The sequence below is a fragment of the Ruegeria sp. K3 genome (assembly GCF_056531845.1).
The window spans coordinates 217267-234781 of sequence record NZ_JBQFMM010000008.1 but is presented as its reverse complement, the minus strand read 5'-3'; the positions used below and the strand labels follow the sequence as shown (position 1 = coordinate 234781).

Sequence of the window (17515 nt, the reverse complement as noted above, 5' to 3'; positions counted from 1 at the left end):
TGGTGCCGTCGCCGGCTTCGTCATTGGTGCGGCTGGCGACTTCTTTCACCATCTGCGCGCCCATGTTTTCGAACTTGTCTTCCAGTTCGATTTCCTTGGCAACCGAAACACCGTCTTTGGTGATGCGCGGCGCGCCAAAGGATTTGTCCAGAACCACGTTGCGGCCTTTCGGGCCCAGGGTCACTTTAACAGCATCGGCCAGAACATTTACACCGGCCAGCATGCGGTTACGGGCATCGGTGTCAAACTTGACGTCCTTTGCAGACATGTTGTCTCTCCTTGAGAATATCTGTTGAAATGAAGATCAGAGAAAGCGGGTGCGCTTACTCGATGATCCCCATGATGTCGCTTTCTTTCATCATCAGCAGCTCTTCGCCGTTGACCTGAACCTCGGTGCCCGACCATTTGCCGAACAGGATCTTGTCGCCAGCTTTTACAGCCATCGCGATCAGTTCGCCGCTGTCCTTGCGCGCGCCTTCGCCGGTTGCAACGACTTCGCCTTCGCTGGGCTTTTCTTTTGCGCTGTCGGGAATGATCAGTCCGCCTGCGGTTTTCTCTTCGCTTTCTACGCGACGAACCAGCACACGGTCATGAAGCGGTTTCAATGCCATCTTTGCAGCTCCTTGGGCTCAAAGTTTGTTATCCTCCCCTCGCCGACTGACGAGGCGTTAGCACTCGGGTCTCATGAGTGATAACGACGCATAGCTAGGGAGTTGCAGGAAGCGAGTCAACAATATGTGAAAGATTTTTTTGCCTGGCGCGATAAGCAGGCAAGAACAAGGCACCTAGTCTGGCTGATCCCAGCTGTACGCCCAGTGTTTCAGACCTTCTTGCCCTGCCTCAGACAGCGCGTAGACGCCCTTTTCCACTTTTTCGAACCAGCCGTAATGATTGTCGTACATCAAACGTGTCGCCGCACTTACGCCAGTGGCCTTTGCGACATCGGCCCCCTTGCCCGCTCCGTTCTCTGCCAGATGGGCCGCGCATTTTAGCGCATCTTGCCGATAGGCCGTTACGATCCCATGACGCGTGGCACCGCCCGCATTGGGATCGCCCTGCAACCTTTCAAACTCGCGCAGCAATCGCTTAGCCCTGACCTTATCCTTGCGCGGCGCATAGGGGCCGGGATCGCATTGAACCTCGACCGCTCCATCAGAGCGCACGGTGATCAGGCCCAATCCCAGGCGGCGGCACAGCGCCAGATTATCCTTCAACGCCCGTCTCGCTGCCCGGCCTTTTGGTTTACAGACCCCAATATAGACCTGATCGGTTATTTTCAGTCGTGTGATGGCTTGGTGAAACAGCGCGAGACTGAAGCGCAGCTTGAGTTCCACGATCACCGGCTCCTGCCCATCCCGCAGAGCAACAATATCGGCGGCGCCAACCTCACCTTTCACGGTATATCCCTGACGTTCCAACAAGGCTTTGATGGGTGGATAGAGATCCTGCTCGAGCTTCATAACGCTATGCTATGTAGTTTCGCGCGGATTGCCAGCCACGGTTTGAAGACAAACTACATTGCAACTTACAAGAAGGCAGGAGTACGTCTTGGTCATATTCGCCATTTCCGGAAGGTTCCATATGCGCTTGCTCAGCTTTTGTCTCGGCCTGTTGCTTCCGATTACCGCCCATGCGGCCTGCGAAGGGAGAGATCTTAGGCTTGACCTGTCGGCCGAAAGTCAAGCTGATCTCGAGAAGACAATCAGTGACATTCCGTTTCCGGAGGGCAACCACTGGATCGCGACAAAAGACGGGACCGTCTTGCACCTGATCGGCACCCTCCACACCAGCGACCCCCGCATGGCACCCGTGGTCGAGCGCTTGGAGCCAGCTCTGAGTCAGGCCGACGCGTTTTTCTTCGAGGTCACGCAGGACGAAATGGACGCGTTCGAAAAAGATCTGGCCGATGATTTCAGCCCGGTCCTGATTACGTCCGGCCCCACTTTGATTGACCTGATGTCGGAAGAAGATTGGACAGCGCTGTCCGCGACTCTGGCCGAGCGTGGCATTCCCGCCTGGATGGCCGCCAAGATGCGCCCTTGGTTTCTAAGCATGATGTTGGGCATTCCGCCTTGCCTGATGAATACCCCAGACTTTGATCGCGGCATGGACACGCGCCTGACGGAACTGGCCGAACAACACGGGATACCCCAGTATTCGCTAGAGCGGATCGAGGATCTGATCGCCATGTTCGACAGCCATCCTCTGGAGGAACAAGTGGCGTCACTGACCAGGCTGGCCGGGGCGCTGCAGGCCGGGGACGACCAAATGATCACCATGGCGAACGCCTATATCGAAGAGCAGCACGCCGCGATCATTGAGCTTGCGAAAATTCAGGGACTTGAAGCTTCAGGGATGACACCAGAAGAGTTTAACGCCGAATGGAAAGGGTTCGAGGATCAGCTTCTGGTGCAACGCAACGCCAACTGGATGGAAAAGATTCTGGACCTGAAGGATCAGACCGCGGTGATCGCTGTCGGGGCCGGACATCTGAGCAACGACTACGGCTTACTGAACCAGCTACATCAAGCCGGATATACACTGGAACGCGCTGAATTCTAGGTTTTCAGACCAAGGGTCGCAGCAAGTTTGCTTCCGGGTGACAACCGTGTTTGACCACCCTATAAGGCGCGCAAATCCATATTCTTCAGGACACGAGACATGACAACGCTAGTTTTTGGCCACAAATCTCCCGACACCGATTCCACCGGCTCTCCAATCCTGTGGTCGTGGTATCTGAACGAAGTGAAAGGTGAACAGGCACAGCCCGTTTTGCTAGGCGAACCCAACACCGAAGCCGCCTTTATGCTTGAGCGTTGGGACCTGCTCAAGCCGCAAATCATCGAGGACGTGGCCGAGGATGCACCGGTTGTCATCGTCGACACCAACAATCCGGCCGAGCTGCCCGCCAGCATCAACAGCGCCGATATCCGCGCCATAATCGACCACCACAAACTGGTTGGCGGGCTTGAAACCAAAGGCCCCATCGACATCACTGTGCGCCCGCTGGCCTGCACGGCAACCATCATGGTCGACCTGATGGGTGACGACGCCGCCAAGATGCCCGACGCGATCAAAGGTGCCGCGCTGACCTGCATCCTGTCGGACACACTGGAATTCCGCTCACCCACAACCACCGCGCACGACCGCGCCGTGGCTGAGAAACTGGCGGCTGAACTTGGTCTGGATGTCTCGGCCTACGCCGCCGACATGTTTGCAGCAAAATCGGATGTATCGTCATTCTCGGACGCCGAACTGATCCGCATGGACAGCAAAGAATACGAAGTCGACGGCACCAAGTTCCGGGTCTCGGTTCTGGAAACCACTGCCCCCGGTGTCGTGCTGGATCGCAAGGACAGCATCGTAAGCTCGATGGCTGATGTGGCCAAGGAAGACGGCGTTGATCAGGTGTTGCTGTTCGTGGTCGATATTTTGAACGAAGAAGCGACGCTATTGGTTCCAAATGATCTGGTGAAAAGCGTCGCTGAGAAGAGCTTTGGCGCAACCGTGGACGGTGACGCGGTTGTGTTGCCCGGCGTGATGAGCCGGAAAAAGCAGATCATTCCGAACCTCAAGGTTTGAATTTAGATCATCAAAGGCGCCCGAAACCGGGCGCTTTTTTTTGCGAGGCTCTGCCTCGTGCTCCGAGATATTTTTGGCCAGATGAACAAGGGGGGTTGATTTCGGCCGCTCCGCCTTGGGCTGCACCTCTGGCCAATTGCGCCACGCTCTGCCATAGGCTTTGACATCTCGCATTCCCTGCTGCACGAGGCGCGCCATGACCCAGATCGTTTCTTCACTCGCTGAAATCTCTGACCGCTACAAAGCGCTGTTTGTTGATTTGTGGGGTTGCGTTCATAATGGGATAACTGCCTACCCAGAGGCCGTCGCGGCACTGCAAGCTTATCGTCAACGTGGTGGCACGGTGGTTCTTGTAACCAATTCCCCCAAGCCTCGGGCCGGGGTTGCCGAGCAGCTTTTACATTTCAATGTGCCGGCAGATTCCTATGACACGATTGCAACCAGCGGTGATTCGGCGCGTTCAGCGATGTTTCGCGGGGCGATTGGCGAAAAAGTCTACTTCATGGGGGAATGGCAGCGGGATGCCGGTTTTTTTGAACCCCTGAAACTGCTGGATCATCCGATCCACATTGAACGCGTTCCGCTGGACGCGGCCGAAGGCATCGTGTGTTGCGGCCCGTTCGACCCGATGGCGGACCCAGATGTGAACCGGCCCGACTTTCTTTATGCCAAGCAGAAAAGGATGAAACTGCTCTGCGCAAATCCGGACATCGTGGTGGACCGAGGCGAAACGCGCGAATGGTGCGCAGGTGCTTTGGCCCGACTTTATACCGAGATGGGTGGTGAAAGCCTATATTTCGGTAAGCCACACCCGCCGATCTACGATCTGGCCCGGCGCAGGTTGCAGGCGATTGGGGTTGATGTGTCGGATTCTGAAATACTTGCCATAGGGGACGGGCCGCAAACAGATATCGCTGGAGGCATGGGGGAAGGCATTGATACCCTCTTCATCACCGGCGGTTTGGCAGCCGTAGAAACCAAAACATCACATCATCCAGACGAAGACGCGTTGAAAGCTCATAACGAGAAGGAACAGATCAATCCAACCTATTCGATTGGTCGCCTGAGATAGCAAAAAAGACTTGATTTTCTGCAACTGCGAAGTAATAAAGTTGCCGACGAGCGGCAGATGATGGTCTTTTGTTGCTCTTTCGATCTCGAATGAGGGCAGCATGTTGGACAACCTTCCGCGCGGAACGATTTGCATCGAAGACATCGAAATGGGCATGTCACGGCACTTGCGCAAAGTCGTGACCGATGAAGATATCGAGATGTTCGCTCAAGTATCGACCGACCGGAATCCGGTTCATCTGGATGATGACTATGCCCGCGATACGATATTCGAAGGGCGCATTGCGCATGGCATGCTGACCGCCGGCCTGATCTCTGCCGTGATCGGAGAGCAGCTGCCCGGACATGGAACCGTGTACATGGGACAATCGCTTAAATTTCTGGCGCCGGTGCGTCCGGGCGACATGGTTTATGCCGAGGTCAAGGTGATCGATATCGATTTTGCCAAACGTCGGGTGAAACTGGATTGCCACTGCGCAGTTGACGGAAAGAAAGTGTTGGTGGGTGAGGCCATGGTGCTGGCTCCGAGCCGCAAGTTCGACTGATAATCCACCTTAACCGAACTGCGGCTTGAACCTGACGGGCAGTCCCGCTAGGCAAGCCGCATGCATATCATCCGGGACTTCCAGTTTGTTGAACCAGAAGACCGAGGCGCAAGTGTCGCCATCGGGAACTTTGACGGTGTTCATCTTGGCCATCAATCCGTCATCGAGTTGGCGCGCAATGCTGAATTGAACGCGCCGCTGGGGGTCATGACATTTGAGCCGCATCCACGAGAGTATTTTTCCCCAGAGGCACCGCCCTTTCGTCTGATGCGCGGCAATGCACGCGCGCACCGGCTGGAAAAACTCGGCGTGCAGAAGCTTTATGAACTGCCTTTTAATTCAACGCTCGCGGGTATGACGCCCGAAGCTTTTGCGAGAAATGTCATATGCGATGGTCTGGGGCTTTCTCATGTTGTCGTGGGTGCCGATTTTTGTTTTGGCAAAGGGCGCAGCGGTAACCCTCAGGACCTGGTTCGCTTTGGCGAAGAGATGGGGTTCGGTGTGACAATCGCGCCCCTGTTGGAGCGCACCGAGAATGTGGTTTCGTCGACTGCGATCCGGACAGCTCTGTCAGAGGGGCGCCCGCGCGATGCGGCAACAATGCTGGGGCACTGGCACCGGATCGAGGGTGAGGTCGTCGGAGGCGAGCAACGCGGACGAGAGTTGGGGTACCCGACAGCCAATATGTCGATCGAAGGACTACACCCTCCGAGATTCGGCGTTTATGCAGTTTTGGTCGACGTCCTGGATGGCCCGCATCAGGGCAGCTATCACGGGGCGGCATCGGTCGGGACCCGGCCCATGTTCCAAGGCGAGGTTCCTAACATCGAGACATTTCTGTTCAATTTCTCAGGTGATCTTTACGGTGCCACGCTGTCCCTTGGTCTGGTCGACTATCTGCGGCCCGAAATGACATTCGACGGCCTTGACGGGTTGATCTCGCAGATGGATGCCGATTGCGCGCGCGCGAGAGAGATACTGGCCAGTACATGACTACGGATCCAATCGATCGAGCTGGCCTCGCGCCCCGATTCTGGGAACGCAAGCCGCTGCGCAAGATGAACCAGCGTGAGTGGGAGGCCCTGTGTGATGGTTGCGGCAAATGCTGTCTTAACAAGCTGGAAGACGAAGATACGGGCGAGGTCGCATTGACCTGTGTTGCCTGTCGCCTGCTGGATGACGAAACTTGCCGGTGCACCCAATATGATATCCGCCACCAATTCGTGCCCGAATGCATCGTCATGACACCCGATAACATCGACAACCATGCCTATTGGCTGCCCCAGACTTGCGCCTATCGACTGCTCTGGGAAGGCAAACCGCTTTACGACTGGCACCCTTTGCTATCAGGTACGCCTGAAAGCGTTCACACCGCCGGAGTCTCCGTGCAGCGGCGAACCGTATCTGAATTCGAAACGCCCATGGAAGAGTGGGAAGACTACATCATCGAGGAGCCGAATTAATGCATTTTGCCTCTGATAATTCCGGGCCTGTTCATCCCGAAGTTCTGGCCGCATTGGCCGAAGCCAATCAGGGCTATCAGATGGCTTATGGCGCCGACACCTTGATGAACGAAGTGCGCGACCAAATCCGCGGCATTTTCGAAGCACCGGGTGCGGCAGTTTATCTGGTCGCTACGGGAACGGCAGCGAATTCACTGGCGTTGGCAACGCTGAGCAAGCCGTGGGAAACCGTGTTCTGTTCACCCGTTGCTCATATCCATGAGGATGAGTGCAATGCCCCCGAATTCTACACCGGCGCGAAACTGACTCTGGTGCCGGGTGGCGACAAGATGACCCCCGAAGCATTGACCAAGTCCATTGAGGGGGAAGAAACCCGCGGCGTGCATGGTCCGCAGCGCGGGCCTGTCTCGATCACTCAGGTGACCGAGCGTGGCTCGGTTTACTCGCTTGCCGAACTTCAAGCCTTGTGTGGCGTTGCCAAGAAGTATGGGTTGCCGGTGCATATGGATGGTGCACGCTTCACTAACGCTCTGGTCGCTTTGAATTGCTCACCGGCAGAGATGACGTGGAAATCTGGTGTTGACGCAGTCAGCTTTGGCGGCACCAAAAACGGGCTGATGGGTGTCGAGGCCGTAATCTTCTTCGACGAAAGCAAAGCTTGGGAGTTCGAGCTGCGGCGCAAGCGCGGGGCGCACCTGTTTTCCAAGCACCGTTATCTGTCGGCCCAGATGGCTGCTTATCTGCAGGATGACCTGTGGCTGAAATCAGCTCGCAAAGCGAATGCCAATTGCGCGCGATTGGCGGGTGGTCTGCGGGCAGTCGGGGCAGAATTCCTGCATGAACCCCAGGCAAACATGATTTTCGCAAGCTTTCCTCGCAGCCAACACAAGCGCCTGCACGAGGCCGGCGCCGTTTATCACCTGTGGGGCGATACGTTGGACGGTGTCGACGAAGACGAGATGCTGGCCTGCCGCCTTGTCTGTGACTGGTCCATCGAAACCGACCAGATCGATCGGTTTCTGAACCTCTTGTAGCCGTGCCTCCCTGCCCCGGCTATTTCATCTCAGCCAGATGCTTGTCCAGATCATCAAGACGGTCCTGTCCCCAGAACCTCTGATCGTCCGGTGTGATGTAGAAAGGTGCCCCGAAAACACCCCGGTCCACGGCTTCTTCCAGATTTGCGGCGTAGGTTTCCGCACCTACCAACAGGCCACTATCAGCTAGATTTGGACTAAATCCTGCCTGTTCCAAGCAATCCCGGATCACGCCATCATCAGAGATGTCCTTTTCTTCTGCCCAGCAGGCACGCAAGAAGGAATGGCAAAGTTTACCCACATCACCTGATCCATCCTGTACTGCTGCGATCACAGCGTAAGAGGACGGTGCCATGTTCGTCGGCCAGTGCGCAGGCTGCAGGTTCAACGGCATATCCAGATTACGCGCTTGGCGCACTAATTCCTGCCCGCGGTATTCGATGCGAGATATATGTCGGTCTTTTGGTGGCGTTCCACCTGTCCGGCCGAACAGGGCAACAATATCCAATGGTTTATAGTTGATCGTCGCACCGTGTTTTGCCGCGATCTCTTCAAGGCGCATTTCCGCCAGATAGGAATAGGGCGAGAGTGTCGCAAAAAAGTAGTCAATCTGGGCCATGTTCACTTTCTCCGCTGCGTTATCTTTGCGGGACGGTAGACCCATGCTAAGCGGTGTCAACATCACGAATCTGTCACATTGCCACTGCTGCCCGGGGAAAATCAGCCGATGCCGACACTTCACGAACCCAAGCTTATCGCTGGGAACGCCAATCTTCCGCTTGCCGAAACCATTGCACGTCGCATGAGCCTGCATCGCGGCGTTGACCAGGGGCTGGTCGATGCACGGGTCGAACGGTTCAACGACGGAGAGATTTTCGTCGAGGTTTTCGAGAATGTGCGCGGTGAGGATATGTTTATCGTTCAACCAACCTCGAACCCCGCCAATGACAATCTGATGGAGCTGCTGATCATCGCAGATGCCCTGCGCCGTTCATCCGCAGCCAGGATCACCGCTGTCATTCCGTATTTCGGGTACGCCCGTCAGGACCGCCGCACCAAGGCGCGCACACCAATCAGCGCTAAGCTGGTGGCAAACATGCTGACTGGTGCGGGTATCGAACGGATTCTAACCATGGATCTGCACGCAGCCCAGATTCAGGGCTTTTTCGACATGCCGGTGGACAACCTTTATGCCTCTCCGATCTTTGCCCTGGATGTGAAGAAACAATTCAAGGATCAGATGGACGACCTGATGGTGGTCTCGCCGGATGTCGGCGGTGTTGCACGTGCCCGTGAATTGGCCAAACGCATCAATGCGCCCCTTTCGATCGTTGACAAACGCCGCGAAAAGGCAGGCGAAGTGGCCGAGATGACTGTCATTGGTGACGTGAAAGACAAAATCTGCCTGATTGTCGATGACATTTGCGATACCGCTGGCACTCTGTGCAAAGCTGCCCAGGTGCTGATGGATAACGGCGCCAAGGAAGTACACTCTTACATCACCCACGGTGTCATGAGTGGACCGGCGGTTGAACGTGTGACCAATTCGGTGATGAAATCTCTGGTCCTATCGGACACGATCCAGCCTACGGCTGAGATCAACAAGGCCGCCAATATCCGCATCGTGCCCACCGCGCCGATCTTTACGCAGGCGATCCTGAACATTTGGAATGGCACCAGCGTGTCATCTTTGTTCGAAGACAAGACACTGACGCCGATCTACGAGTCACTTTATCATATGGATTGATCGAAAAAACTGCTAGCTACCATAGATAATGTCTGAATTCATGACGGCCTACCTATTCGGCGACCGTCATGATTTCTTCCAACGGTTTTTTCATCTTTGCAACTTTTGGCACCTTCGCGTCGTCTTGCGGGTGGCCTACAGCTACGATCATAATAGGCTTTTCATGATCAGGGCGGTTTAGCAGTTTATTCAGGAACTTCATCGGGTTGGGTGTGTGGGTCAGTGAAACCAGCCCTGCATGGTGCAGCGCCGTCAACAAAAAGCCCGTGGCAATGCCCGTGCTTTCAGGCACGTAGTAGTTTTTGAACCGATCTCCATCATCGAAATGACCCCAACGTTGGGCGAAAATCACTATCAGCCACGGTGCGTCTTCCAGATGCGGCTTCTGATCGTTAGTCCCGATTGGTTCAAGCGCCTTCAGCCATTCATCTCCGGCACCGCCTTCATAAAACCTGCGCTCCTCAGCTTCTGCCTCTTCCCGAATACGGCGTTTCATCTCAGGGTTCGAGATGGCCACAAAGTGCCAGGGCTGATGATTGGCCCCTGAGGGCGCTGTTCCGGCTGCGCGAATGCACTCTTCGATGACCGTGCGCTCGACGGGCCGGTCCGAATAGTCACGCACGGTATGGCGGCGTTTCATCTTGTCGTAGAACGCTCGCGCTTCGGCCAGCATTTCTTCATCAGACAAGTCCATACGATCCGGAAGGTCCAAGGCTTCGTATTCGATATGATCTCTTGCAAACACCTGTATGATCCTCCGGTTGCGTTAGCCGCTATTTGGGGTGGCCAGTCTTCTTTATGGGACGACGCGCGAAGGTGCGCAATCTTATGTCACGAACAGGCCTGCTTCACGAGATGTCCCAATCGTCTTCATGCGAAACATCTCCAATTGCGGTCCAATTCACCCGAATTCTGGCGATACGCGTATCAGACCAGGTGCGAAACACCGCATTGAATCCTTCCGGCGTTATATCTTCGGCCTGAACTTCAGCGCGTAAAGCGGAAGACGTATCCACATCCCAAAGCACCACGCCTATCTGGACGATTGGCACAGAGCGGAACACTTCTGAAAAACGGACGCTTACGCGACGCTCTCGCGGGCCCTCACCAGTCCACATCACGCCACCATCGGCGAAATCGGAAAACAAGACCTCCTCGCCCTGATCAATGCCGATGGGATGGGTTTGAAACTTTTTCATCTATCGTCTTTTATTGTTCAATTCCTGCAGCTTAACTTCAGCGAATGGCAAAATCACGACAAAAAAACGGCCCCGCGTATACAGGGCCGTTCCAAGTGATCAGAATGTCATGAACCCTTACAGGCTCATATGCGTTCCTAGGGCTTCCATGTCAGCCAGCAACTTGGCAGCATCGTCGACGATCGTCTGATCGTCACCGGCCTTGGCCGCCTCGTGCGAGGTGCGGGCCTCGGCGATCAGATCGTCCAGATGCGAACGTGTTACTTCGGCAACCGGAATGGCCTTTTCGGCCAGAACCGACAGGCCATCACCATTGATCTGAGCAAACCCACCGGTGACCAGGTATTCGCTGGAGCCTTGGGGTGCTTCGACCTTCAGGATGCCCGGGCGCAGAGTTGTAATTGTGGGGGCATGATCGGGCATTGCCGTCATGTCCCCGTCCGCGCCGGGAATCTGGACCGCGGTGGCCTCGAGCGAAGCAAGGCTCCGCTCGGGGCTGACGAGGTCGAATTGCATCGTGTTTGCCATCAGGGATACTCCTTAGGCGGCTTCTGCGGCCATCTTCTCCGCTTTGGCGATCACTTCTTCGATGCCGCCAACCATCAGGAAGGCCGCTTCGGGCAGGTGATCGTATTCGCCAGCAACAACCGCTTTGAACGACGCGATGGTCACATCCAGAGGAACCTGAACGCCCGGCGAACCGGTGAAGACTTCGGCCACGTCGAACGGCTGCGACAGGAAGCGCTCGATCTTACGGGCACGTGCCACGGTCAGTTTGTCCTCTTCCGACAGTTCGTCCATGCCGAGGATGGCGATGATGTCCTGCAGCGACTTGTAGCGCTGGAGAATCTGCTGAACGTCGGTTGCGACCTTGTAGTGCTCTTCACCAACGATGGCCGGGTCGAGCAGACGCGAGGTCGAGTCGAGCGGGTCAACCGCCGGGTAGATACCCTTTTCCGAGATCGCACGGTTAAGAACGGTGGTCGCGTCCAAGTGAGCAAACGAGGTTGCTGGCGCCGGGTCGGTTAGGTCGTCCGCAGGCACGTAGATCGCCTGCACGGACGTGATCGAGCCCGACTTGGTCGAGGTGATGCGTTCCTGCAGGGCACCCATGTCGGTGGCCAGGGTCGGCTGGTAGCCCACCGCCGAAGGAATACGACCCAGCAGAGCCGAAACCTCGGAACCCGCCTGCGTGAAGCGGAAGATGTTGTCGACGAAGAACAGAACGTCAGTACCGGACTGGTCGCGGAACTGCTCGGCCAGGGTCAGACCGGTCAGAGCAACACGCGCACGCGCACCCGGAGGTTCGTTCATCTGACCGTAAACCAGGGCCACCTGCGATTCCGACAGGTTGTCCGGTTTAATAACGTTCGATTCGATCATCTCGTGGTACAGGTCGTTGCCTTCACGGGTCCGTTCACCAACACCCGCGAACACCGAGAAGCCCGAGTGCACTTTTGCGATGTTGTTGATCAGTTCCATGATCAGAACGGTTTTACCAACGCCGGCGCCGCCGAACAGGCCGATCTTACCGCCTTTGGCGTATGGGGCCAGCAGGTCAACAACCTTGATGCCGGTTACCAGAACTTCCGACTCGGTCGATTGTTCGTCAAAAGTCGGTGCGGGCTGGTGGATCGCACGGGCTTCGGTTGCTTCAACCGGGCCTTTTTCGTCGATCGGCTCGCCAACCACGTTCAGGATGCGGCCCAGAGTGGCGTTACCAACCGGAACCGAGATCGGTGCACCAGTGTCGGTCACGGCTTCGCCGCGGACCAGACCCTCGGTCGCGTCCATCGCGATGGTACGGACGGTGTTTTCACCCAGGTGCTGAGCAACTTCCAACACCAGGCGCTTGCCGTTGTTGGTGGTTTCCAGCGCGTTCAGAATTTCAGGCAGCTGATCTTCGAAGTGCACGTCGACGACGGCCCCGATGATCTGTGTGACTTTGCCTTTTGCATTCGCCATGTTTCGTCTCCGGTATGTCTCTACAGCGCTTCGGCGCCGGAAATAATTTCAATCAGCTCGTTGGTGATCACGGCCTGACGCGAGCGGTTGAACTGGATCGTCAGCTTGTCGATCATCTCACCCGCGTTGCGTGTCGCGTTGTCCATTGCGGACATCCGTGCACCCTGTTCAGACGCTCCGTTTTCGAGCAGAGCCGAGAAGATCGCGGTGGCAACCCCCTTGGGCAGCAGGTCGGCCAGGATGGCCTCTTCGCTGGGCTCGTAGTCGAATACCGCACCGCTGTCGTCACCCGTCGCTTCGTCTTCGAACGAGGCGGGGATGACCTGCTGTGCCGTCGGGATCTGGGTCACAACGTTGACGAACTTCGAGTAGAAGATCGTGGCAACGTCGAACTCACTCCCGTCAAAGCGGGACAGGACGTCCTTGGCGATGTCTTGCGCGTTGGAATACCCCAGACGCTTGACCTCGCTCAGGTCGATATGTCCAACGAACAGATCGCTAAAATCACGCTTGAGCGCGTCGCGACCTTTTTTGCCGACGGTCAAAACCTTGACCGTCTTGCCTTTGGCGCGCAACTCGTCCGCCTTTTGGCGAGCGAGCTTGGCGATGTTCGAGTTGAAGCCGCCACACAGGCCGCGTTCAGCTGTCATGACAACCAGCAGATGGACATCATCACTGCCCGTGCCACGGAGCAGCTTGGGGGCGCTGTCGCTGCCCCCGACCGAAGCCGCCAGCCCCGCCATCACGGCATTGAACCGCTCGGCATAGGGACGCGAGGCTTCGGCAGATTCCTGGGCGCGACGCAGTTTTGCAGCCGCGACCATCTGCATGGCCTTGGTGATCTTGCGGGTCGATTTGACCGACTCGATCCTGTTTTTAAGGTCCTTAAGATTTGGCATATGCCCGCCTCTCCCTTAAGCGAAGGTTGCGGCGTATTCGTCCAGCGCAGCCTTGATCTTGTCGGAAGCGTCACCCTTGATCTTGGGATCTTCGTCCGTGATCCACTGAAGCAGATCCGCGTGCTTGCCACGCAGATGCGCCAGCAGGCCAGCTTCGTAACGACCAACATCGGACACGTCGATCTTATCGAGGTAACCATTGGTACCGGCGAAAATTACGCAGACGATTTCAGCGTTGGTCAGCGGCGAGTACTGCGGCTGTTTCATCAGCTCGGTCAGACGCGCACCACGGTTCAGCAGCTGCTGGGTCGCGGCGTCGAGGTCAGAACCAAACTGCGCAAAGGCAGCCATTTCGCGGTACTGAGCCAGTTCCAACTTAACTGGACCGGCAACCGACTTCATCGAGTCGGTCTGAGCCGAGGAGCCCACACGCGAAACCGACAGACCGGTGTTCACGGCGGGGCGGATACCCTGATAGAACAGTTCGGTTTCCAGGAAGATCTGGCCGTCGGTGATCGAGATCACGTTGGTCGGAATAAACGCCGAAACGTCACCACCTTGAGTTTCGATAACCGGCAGAGCGGTCAGCGAGCCCGCACCGAAGTCTTCGTTCAGCTTTGCCGAACGTTCCAACAGACGCGAGTGGAGGTAGAAAACGTCGCCAGGATAGGCTTCACGTCCGGGTGGACGGCGCAGCAGCAGCGACATCTGACGATAGGACACAGCCTGCTTCGACAGGTCATCATAGATGATCAGCGCATGGCGGCCGTTGTCGCGGAAGTATTCGGCCATCGCGGTTGCGGCGTAAGGTGCAAGGAACTGCATCGGTGCCGGGTCGGACGCGGTTGCCGCCACAACGATCGAGTAGTCGATCGCGCCGGACTCTTCCAGTTTCTTCACCAGCTGAGCAACGGTCGAACGCTTCTGACCGATCGCAACGTACACGCAGTACAGCTTCTTCGACTCGTCGTCGCCTGCTGCGTCGTTGTAAACTTTCTGGTTCAGGATCGCGTCCAGAGCAACGGCGGTTTTACCGGTCTGACGGTCACCAATGATCAGCTCACGCTGGCCACGGCCGATTGGGATCATTGCGTCAACCGATTTCAGGCCCGTTGCCATCGGCTCGTGAACCGATTTACGCGGAATGATGCCCGGCGCTTTAACGTCTGCAACGCCACGCTTGGTCGCGTTGATCGGGCCTTTGCCGTCCAGCGGGTTGCCCAGACCGTCAACAACGCGGCCCAGCAACTCGTCACCGATCGGAACGTCCACGATCGAGTTGGTGCGCTTAACAGTGTCACCTTCTTTGATGTCACGGTCAGAACCGAAGATAACGACACCAACGTTGTCGCTTTCCAGGTTCAGGGCCATGCCCATGATGCCACCGGGGAATTCGACCATTTCGCCCGCTTGCACGTTGTCCAGGCCGTATACACGGGCAATCCCGTCACCGACGCTCAGCACGCGGCCGATCTCGGCCACTTCGGCTTCCTGACCAAAATTCTTGATCTGGTCCTTCAGGATTGCAGAAATCTCTGCAGCTTGGATTCCCATTTATCCGACCTCTTTCATTGCATTCTGTAGGGAGTTCAGCTTCGAACGGATCGAGCTATCGATCATTTTCGAGCCCACTTTAACGACAAGACCGCCGATGAGGCTTTCATCAACGGTCGCATTGATTGTCACGGTCTTGCCCACACGCTCGGACAGCGTCTTGGACAGTTTATCCATTTGGGTCTTGGTGAGCGCCTTGGCCGAGGCGACATCGGCGGTCACCTCGCCACGCTCGTCAGCCAGCATGTCGCGCAAAACCTGCACCAGTTGCGGTACAACGAACAGACGACGTTTCTGCGCCATCAGACCCAACGTATTGCGCAGGATGGCATGTAGGCCCATCTTGTCAGCAACAGCAGTGATTGCGCTTTCCTGTTCGGCGCGCGAAACCAAAGGCGATGCGATCAGGTCGCGCAATTCAGCGCTGTCACCCAATGCTGCTGCCAGATCGTTGATTCCGGTTTCCAGACCTGCAAGGTCATTATTCTCTTTAGCGATCTCGAAGATCGCGGTGGCATAGCGCTCGGCGATGCCAGTGGAAATCGAAGCTGGTTCGGACACGTCCACCCTTCCGATATTTGAGGCCCCGATTTTGAGTAGCGGCCGCTACCTTGGGGCGTGAGGAAACCCCGTCCATTTAGGGCGGGGATCAAAATCACCGGGGATGTAGCAGAGGTGTTCCAACCAAGCAATACGCTATAGCGGTAACAGTTTTATCCACAAATTATTATTTTTCATACACTTAACCCAACTGCGACCCTTTGGACCGATTGGGGCAGTTGAAAAATGTTACGAATATGCAGGTTTTTGCGATTCCTGTGACCTTTTTCCCGCATTTTTTCCGTTCAAAATGCGCCGGACTGTCACGCAGGCTTCAACAAACCATCCAACGCTTTGATCGGGCGCTTCGCTGTGTCTTTAGTAACGCTTCCGCTAGGCGGGCGAATGAGTTTACTGGCCTCAACCATAAGCACGCCTCCGGCCATGACGGTTGGGATGCGTTGTCCAGTCTTCTCGATCAGGCTACCTGATTTTAGCCAGAACCGACGGAACGAAGGCGGCAGGTAAAGCGCCGAGCAATGGTTTTCGGGGACGAAGTGGTGCGCTCGCAATTGGTTTTCCAATTGGGTCGTTGAATAGGGCTGCCCAAAGCCAAACGGCGTCCGGTCTGAGCGCGACCAAAGCCCGGCCCGGTTCGGTACGACAAATAGCACACGCCCTCCGGGCCCCAGAACGCGCCAGCATTCTTCCAGCAATTGGCTGGGTCGGTTTGAAGTTTCCAAACCATGCATCACCACGAGTTTATCCACATGGCCAGTTTCGATTGGCCACATCGTCTCTTCGGTCAGAACGGAAACATTGGGCATCCCCGCAGGCCACGGCATTACACCCTGCGGACCAGGCATAAGACCAATCACACGACGCGCATCTTTGAGGTAAGGCCGCAATAAAGGTACGGCAAAACCAAATCCGACCACAGTTTGCCCTTTGGCTTCGGGCCAAAGATCCACCAACCGACCACGGATCGCTGCCTGGGCCGCGCGACCCAGGGTGCTGCGATAGTAGAAATTCCTCAGATCCTGCACATCAAGATGCATTGCGGACACCCGGTCAATCGGCTTAGCTGGGCGCAGTCTAGCAATGAAAGGGCAAAAGGCCATGCCTCTTGAGATCGTTACCATTCCTTGCCTCAGCGATAATTACGCCTTTCTAGCCCATGATCCGGCCAGCGGTGAGACTGCCTTGATCGATGCGCCAGAGGCAGTTCCGATTCTGGCCGAACTGGATTCGCGCGGCTGGCAGCTAAGCCATGTGTTGCTGACCCATCATCATTGGGATCATGTGGACGGGCTGGGCGACATTCGGGCGAAACAGCCCGCGCGTGTGATCGGCGCAAAAGCAGATGAGCATCGGTTGCCAAAACTCGATCAGGCGGTGGTTGAAGGTGACACTTTTTATATCGGCGGTGAGCCGGTCGAGGTTCTTGATGTGTCCGGGCACACAATTGGGCACATTGCATTCTACATGCGCCAAACTGGCGTTGTATTCACCGCTGACAGCCTGATGGCGCTGGGATGTGGGCGATTGTTCGAGGGCACGCCTGCGCAAATGTGGGCCTCTCTCAGCAAGTTGGCGGCCCTGCCCGATGAAACAATCGTGTGCTCAGGCCACGAATACACACAGGCAAACGCCAAGTTCGCCCTGACCATCGATCCCGACAACCCAGCCTTGCTTGACCGCGTGGCCGATATTAATCGCGCCCGCGCTGCCGGAGAACCCACTGTGCCTTCGCTTTTAGGCCTGGAAAAGGCGACAAATCCGTTTCTAAGGGCCACTGATCCGGCGATTCAGGCCCATCTGGGCATGGAAAACTCTGATCCCGTGTCCGTATTCGCCGAAATTCGAGCCCAAAAAGACAGCTTTTAACCCGTTTCAAGCCCCAATCACGGCCACGG

General features: G+C 56.4%; 21 protein-coding genes. 9 read left to right on the top strand and 12 right to left on the bottom strand.

Annotated elements, in window-relative coordinates:
- The 3 genes from ACR0MP_RS15665 to ACR0MP_RS15655 form a co-directional block, all read right to left on the bottom strand.
- On the bottom strand, window positions 1-268 hold a 268-nt coding region (locus tag ACR0MP_RS15665), incomplete at its 3' end, for a TCP-1/cpn60 chaperonin family protein (RefSeq protein ID WP_480887191.1).
- Window positions 269-323: 55 nt separating this feature from the next.
- The gene (gene groES / locus ACR0MP_RS15660; protein ID WP_010441779.1) at window positions 324-611 is read right to left on the bottom strand and encodes a co-chaperone GroES; all 288 of its coding nucleotides are present in this window, start codon (window positions 609-611) and stop codon (window positions 324-326) included.
- Between the two features lie 174 nt (window positions 612-785).
- Entirely contained in the window at window positions 786-1460 is a 675-nt protein-coding gene (locus tag ACR0MP_RS15655; protein ID WP_170594561.1) for a DUF2161 family putative PD-(D/E)XK-type phosphodiesterase, read from the bottom strand.
- A 121-nt stretch (window positions 1461-1581) separates the two neighbouring features.
- Between ACR0MP_RS15655 and ACR0MP_RS15650 the strand changes: the two genes are divergently transcribed.
- From ACR0MP_RS15650 to ACR0MP_RS15620, 7 genes are all read left to right on the top strand, one after another.
- A complete protein-coding gene (locus ACR0MP_RS15650) occupies window positions 1582-2562 on the top strand; it encodes a TraB/GumN family protein (RefSeq protein ID WP_170401850.1) in 981 nt (326 codons plus the stop codon).
- A gap of 99 nt (window positions 2563-2661) precedes the next feature.
- Window positions 2662-3582, top strand: a complete 921-nt coding sequence (locus tag ACR0MP_RS15645) for a manganese-dependent inorganic pyrophosphatase (RefSeq protein ID WP_170735587.1) — start codon at window positions 2662-2664, stop codon at window positions 3580-3582.
- A gap of 196 nt (window positions 3583-3778) precedes the next feature.
- Window positions 3779-4654 carry a TIGR01459 family HAD-type hydrolase gene (locus ACR0MP_RS15640; RefSeq protein ID WP_480887188.1) on the top strand — a complete coding sequence of 292 codons (876 nt, stop codon included), beginning with the start codon at window positions 3779-3781 and terminating at the stop codon, window positions 4652-4654.
- Between the two features lie 100 nt (window positions 4655-4754).
- Window positions 4755-5198: a MaoC family dehydratase gene (locus ACR0MP_RS15635; protein ID WP_074736482.1), complete on the top strand. Its 444-nt coding sequence runs from the start codon at window positions 4755-4757 to the stop codon at window positions 5196-5198.
- A gap of 60 nt (window positions 5199-5258) precedes the next feature.
- Window positions 5259-6191 carry a bifunctional riboflavin kinase/FAD synthetase gene (locus tag ACR0MP_RS15630; protein ID WP_480887187.1) on the top strand — a complete coding sequence of 311 codons (933 nt, stop codon included), beginning with the start codon at window positions 5259-5261 and terminating at the stop codon, window positions 6189-6191.
- Window positions 6188-6661: a YcgN family cysteine cluster protein gene (locus tag ACR0MP_RS15625; protein WP_170512517.1), complete on the top strand. Its 474-nt coding sequence runs from the start codon at window positions 6188-6190 to the stop codon at window positions 6659-6661. Before ACR0MP_RS15630 ends, ACR0MP_RS15625 begins: the two co-directional genes overlap by 4 nt.
- Complete coding sequence (locus tag ACR0MP_RS15620) at window positions 6661-7695, top strand: threonine aldolase family protein (protein ID WP_170401858.1); 1035 nt, start codon at window positions 6661-6663, stop codon at window positions 7693-7695. Before ACR0MP_RS15625 ends, ACR0MP_RS15620 begins: the two co-directional genes overlap by 1 nt.
- Before the next feature lie 19 nt (window positions 7696-7714).
- Here the strand turns inward: ACR0MP_RS15620 and ACR0MP_RS15615 are convergent, their stop codons facing one another.
- Window positions 7715-8314, bottom strand: a complete 600-nt coding sequence (locus tag ACR0MP_RS15615) for a DsbA family protein (protein ID WP_480887184.1) — start codon at window positions 8312-8314, stop codon at window positions 7715-7717.
- 108 nt (window positions 8315-8422) lie between these two features.
- On the opposite strand from ACR0MP_RS15615, the gene ACR0MP_RS15610 reads away from it, so the two are divergent.
- A complete protein-coding gene (locus ACR0MP_RS15610; protein WP_170392433.1) occupies window positions 8423-9442 on the top strand; it encodes a ribose-phosphate pyrophosphokinase in 1020 nt (339 codons plus the stop codon).
- 52 nt (window positions 9443-9494) lie between these two features.
- Here the strand turns inward: ACR0MP_RS15610 and ACR0MP_RS15605 are convergent, their stop codons facing one another.
- The 8 genes from ACR0MP_RS15605 to ACR0MP_RS15570 all read right to left on the bottom strand — a co-directional run bounded on the left by ACR0MP_RS15605 (window position 9495) and on the right by ACR0MP_RS15570 (window position 16657).
- On the bottom strand, window positions 9495-10187 hold the full coding sequence (locus tag ACR0MP_RS15605) for a nitroreductase family protein (protein WP_170401865.1): 693 nt from the start codon (window positions 10185-10187) through the stop codon (window positions 9495-9497).
- A 103-nt stretch (window positions 10188-10290) separates the two neighbouring features.
- On the bottom strand, window positions 10291-10641 hold the full coding sequence (locus ACR0MP_RS15600; protein ID WP_170401869.1) for an H-type lectin domain-containing protein: 351 nt from the start codon (window positions 10639-10641) through the stop codon (window positions 10291-10293).
- Between the two features lie 117 nt (window positions 10642-10758).
- Window positions 10759-11169: a F0F1 ATP synthase subunit epsilon gene (locus ACR0MP_RS15595; protein WP_170401872.1), complete on the bottom strand. Its 411-nt coding sequence runs from the start codon at window positions 11167-11169 to the stop codon at window positions 10759-10761.
- A gap of 12 nt (window positions 11170-11181) precedes the next feature.
- Window positions 11182-12606 carry a F0F1 ATP synthase subunit beta gene (gene atpD, locus ACR0MP_RS15590; protein ID WP_039537698.1) on the bottom strand — a complete coding sequence of 475 codons (1425 nt, stop codon included), beginning with the start codon at window positions 12604-12606 and terminating at the stop codon, window positions 11182-11184.
- A 20-nt stretch (window positions 12607-12626) separates the two neighbouring features.
- Entirely contained in the window at window positions 12627-13505 is an 879-nt protein-coding gene (locus ACR0MP_RS15585; protein ID WP_170401874.1) for a F0F1 ATP synthase subunit gamma, read from the bottom strand.
- A 15-nt stretch (window positions 13506-13520) separates the two neighbouring features.
- A complete protein-coding gene (gene atpA / locus ACR0MP_RS15580) occupies window positions 13521-15059 on the bottom strand; it encodes a F0F1 ATP synthase subunit alpha (RefSeq protein WP_170401878.1) in 1539 nt (512 codons plus the stop codon).
- Window positions 15060-15620 carry a F0F1 ATP synthase subunit delta gene (locus tag ACR0MP_RS15575; RefSeq protein WP_170392445.1) on the bottom strand — a complete coding sequence of 187 codons (561 nt, stop codon included), beginning with the start codon at window positions 15618-15620 and terminating at the stop codon, window positions 15060-15062. It lies immediately after the preceding gene.
- A 302-nt stretch (window positions 15621-15922) separates the two neighbouring features.
- Window positions 15923-16657: a methyltransferase domain-containing protein gene (locus ACR0MP_RS15570; protein WP_170401881.1), complete on the bottom strand. Its 735-nt coding sequence runs from the start codon at window positions 16655-16657 to the stop codon at window positions 15923-15925.
- Between the two features lie 61 nt (window positions 16658-16718).
- Here ACR0MP_RS15570 and gloB point away from each other — a divergent pair, with 61 nt between their 5' ends.
- Entirely contained in the window at window positions 16719-17486 is a 768-nt protein-coding gene (gloB, locus tag ACR0MP_RS15565) for a hydroxyacylglutathione hydrolase (RefSeq protein WP_170735613.1), read from the top strand.
- Window positions 17487-17515: the final 29 nt, after the last annotated feature.

Bases quoted from the DNA above. Each gene is read 5' to 3' on its own strand.
- ACR0MP_RS15635 (WP_074736482.1), top strand. From the start codon at position 4,755: ATGTTGGACAACCTTCCGCGCGGAACGATTTGCATCGAAGACATCGAA.
- atpA (WP_170401878.1), bottom strand. From the start codon at position 15,059: ATGGGAATCCAAGCTGCAGAGATTTCTGCAATCCTGAAGGACCAGATC.
- groES (WP_010441779.1), bottom strand. From the start codon at position 611: ATGGCATTGAAACCGCTTCATGACCGTGTGCTGGTTCGTCGCGTAGAA.
- ACR0MP_RS15600 (WP_170401869.1), bottom strand. From the start codon at position 10,641: ATGAAAAAGTTTCAAACCCATCCCATCGGCATTGATCAGGGCGAGGAG.
- ACR0MP_RS15610 (WP_170392433.1), top strand. From the start codon at position 8,423: ATGCCGACACTTCACGAACCCAAGCTTATCGCTGGGAACGCCAATCTT.
- ACR0MP_RS15595 (WP_170401872.1), bottom strand. From the start codon at position 11,169: ATGGCAAACACGATGCAATTCGACCTCGTCAGCCCCGAGCGGAGCCTT.
- ACR0MP_RS15650 (WP_170401850.1), top strand. From the start codon at position 1,582: ATGCGCTTGCTCAGCTTTTGTCTCGGCCTGTTGCTTCCGATTACCGCC.
- ACR0MP_RS15570 (WP_170401881.1), bottom strand. From the start codon at position 16,657: ATGCATCTTGATGTGCAGGATCTGAGGAATTTCTACTATCGCAGCACC.
- ACR0MP_RS15655 (WP_170594561.1), bottom strand. From the start codon at position 1,460: ATGAAGCTCGAGCAGGATCTCTATCCACCCATCAAAGCCTTGTTGGAA.
- ACR0MP_RS15615 (WP_480887184.1), bottom strand. From the start codon at position 8,314: ATGGCCCAGATTGACTACTTTTTTGCGACACTCTCGCCCTATTCCTAT.
- ACR0MP_RS15585 (WP_170401874.1), bottom strand. From the start codon at position 13,505: ATGCCAAATCTTAAGGACCTTAAAAACAGGATCGAGTCGGTCAAATCG.
- ACR0MP_RS15645 (WP_170735587.1), top strand. From the start codon at position 2,662: ATGACAACGCTAGTTTTTGGCCACAAATCTCCCGACACCGATTCCACC.
- atpD (WP_039537698.1), bottom strand. From the start codon at position 12,606: ATGGCGAATGCAAAAGGCAAAGTCACACAGATCATCGGGGCCGTCGTC.
- ACR0MP_RS15625 (WP_170512517.1), top strand. From the start codon at position 6,188: ATGACTACGGATCCAATCGATCGAGCTGGCCTCGCGCCCCGATTCTGG.
- ACR0MP_RS15640 (WP_480887188.1), top strand. From the start codon at position 3,779: ATGACCCAGATCGTTTCTTCACTCGCTGAAATCTCTGACCGCTACAAA.
- ACR0MP_RS15630 (WP_480887187.1), top strand. From the start codon at position 5,259: ATGCATATCATCCGGGACTTCCAGTTTGTTGAACCAGAAGACCGAGGC.
- gloB (WP_170735613.1), top strand. From the start codon at position 16,719: ATGCCTCTTGAGATCGTTACCATTCCTTGCCTCAGCGATAATTACGCC.
- ACR0MP_RS15620 (WP_170401858.1), top strand. From the start codon at position 6,661: ATGCATTTTGCCTCTGATAATTCCGGGCCTGTTCATCCCGAAGTTCTG.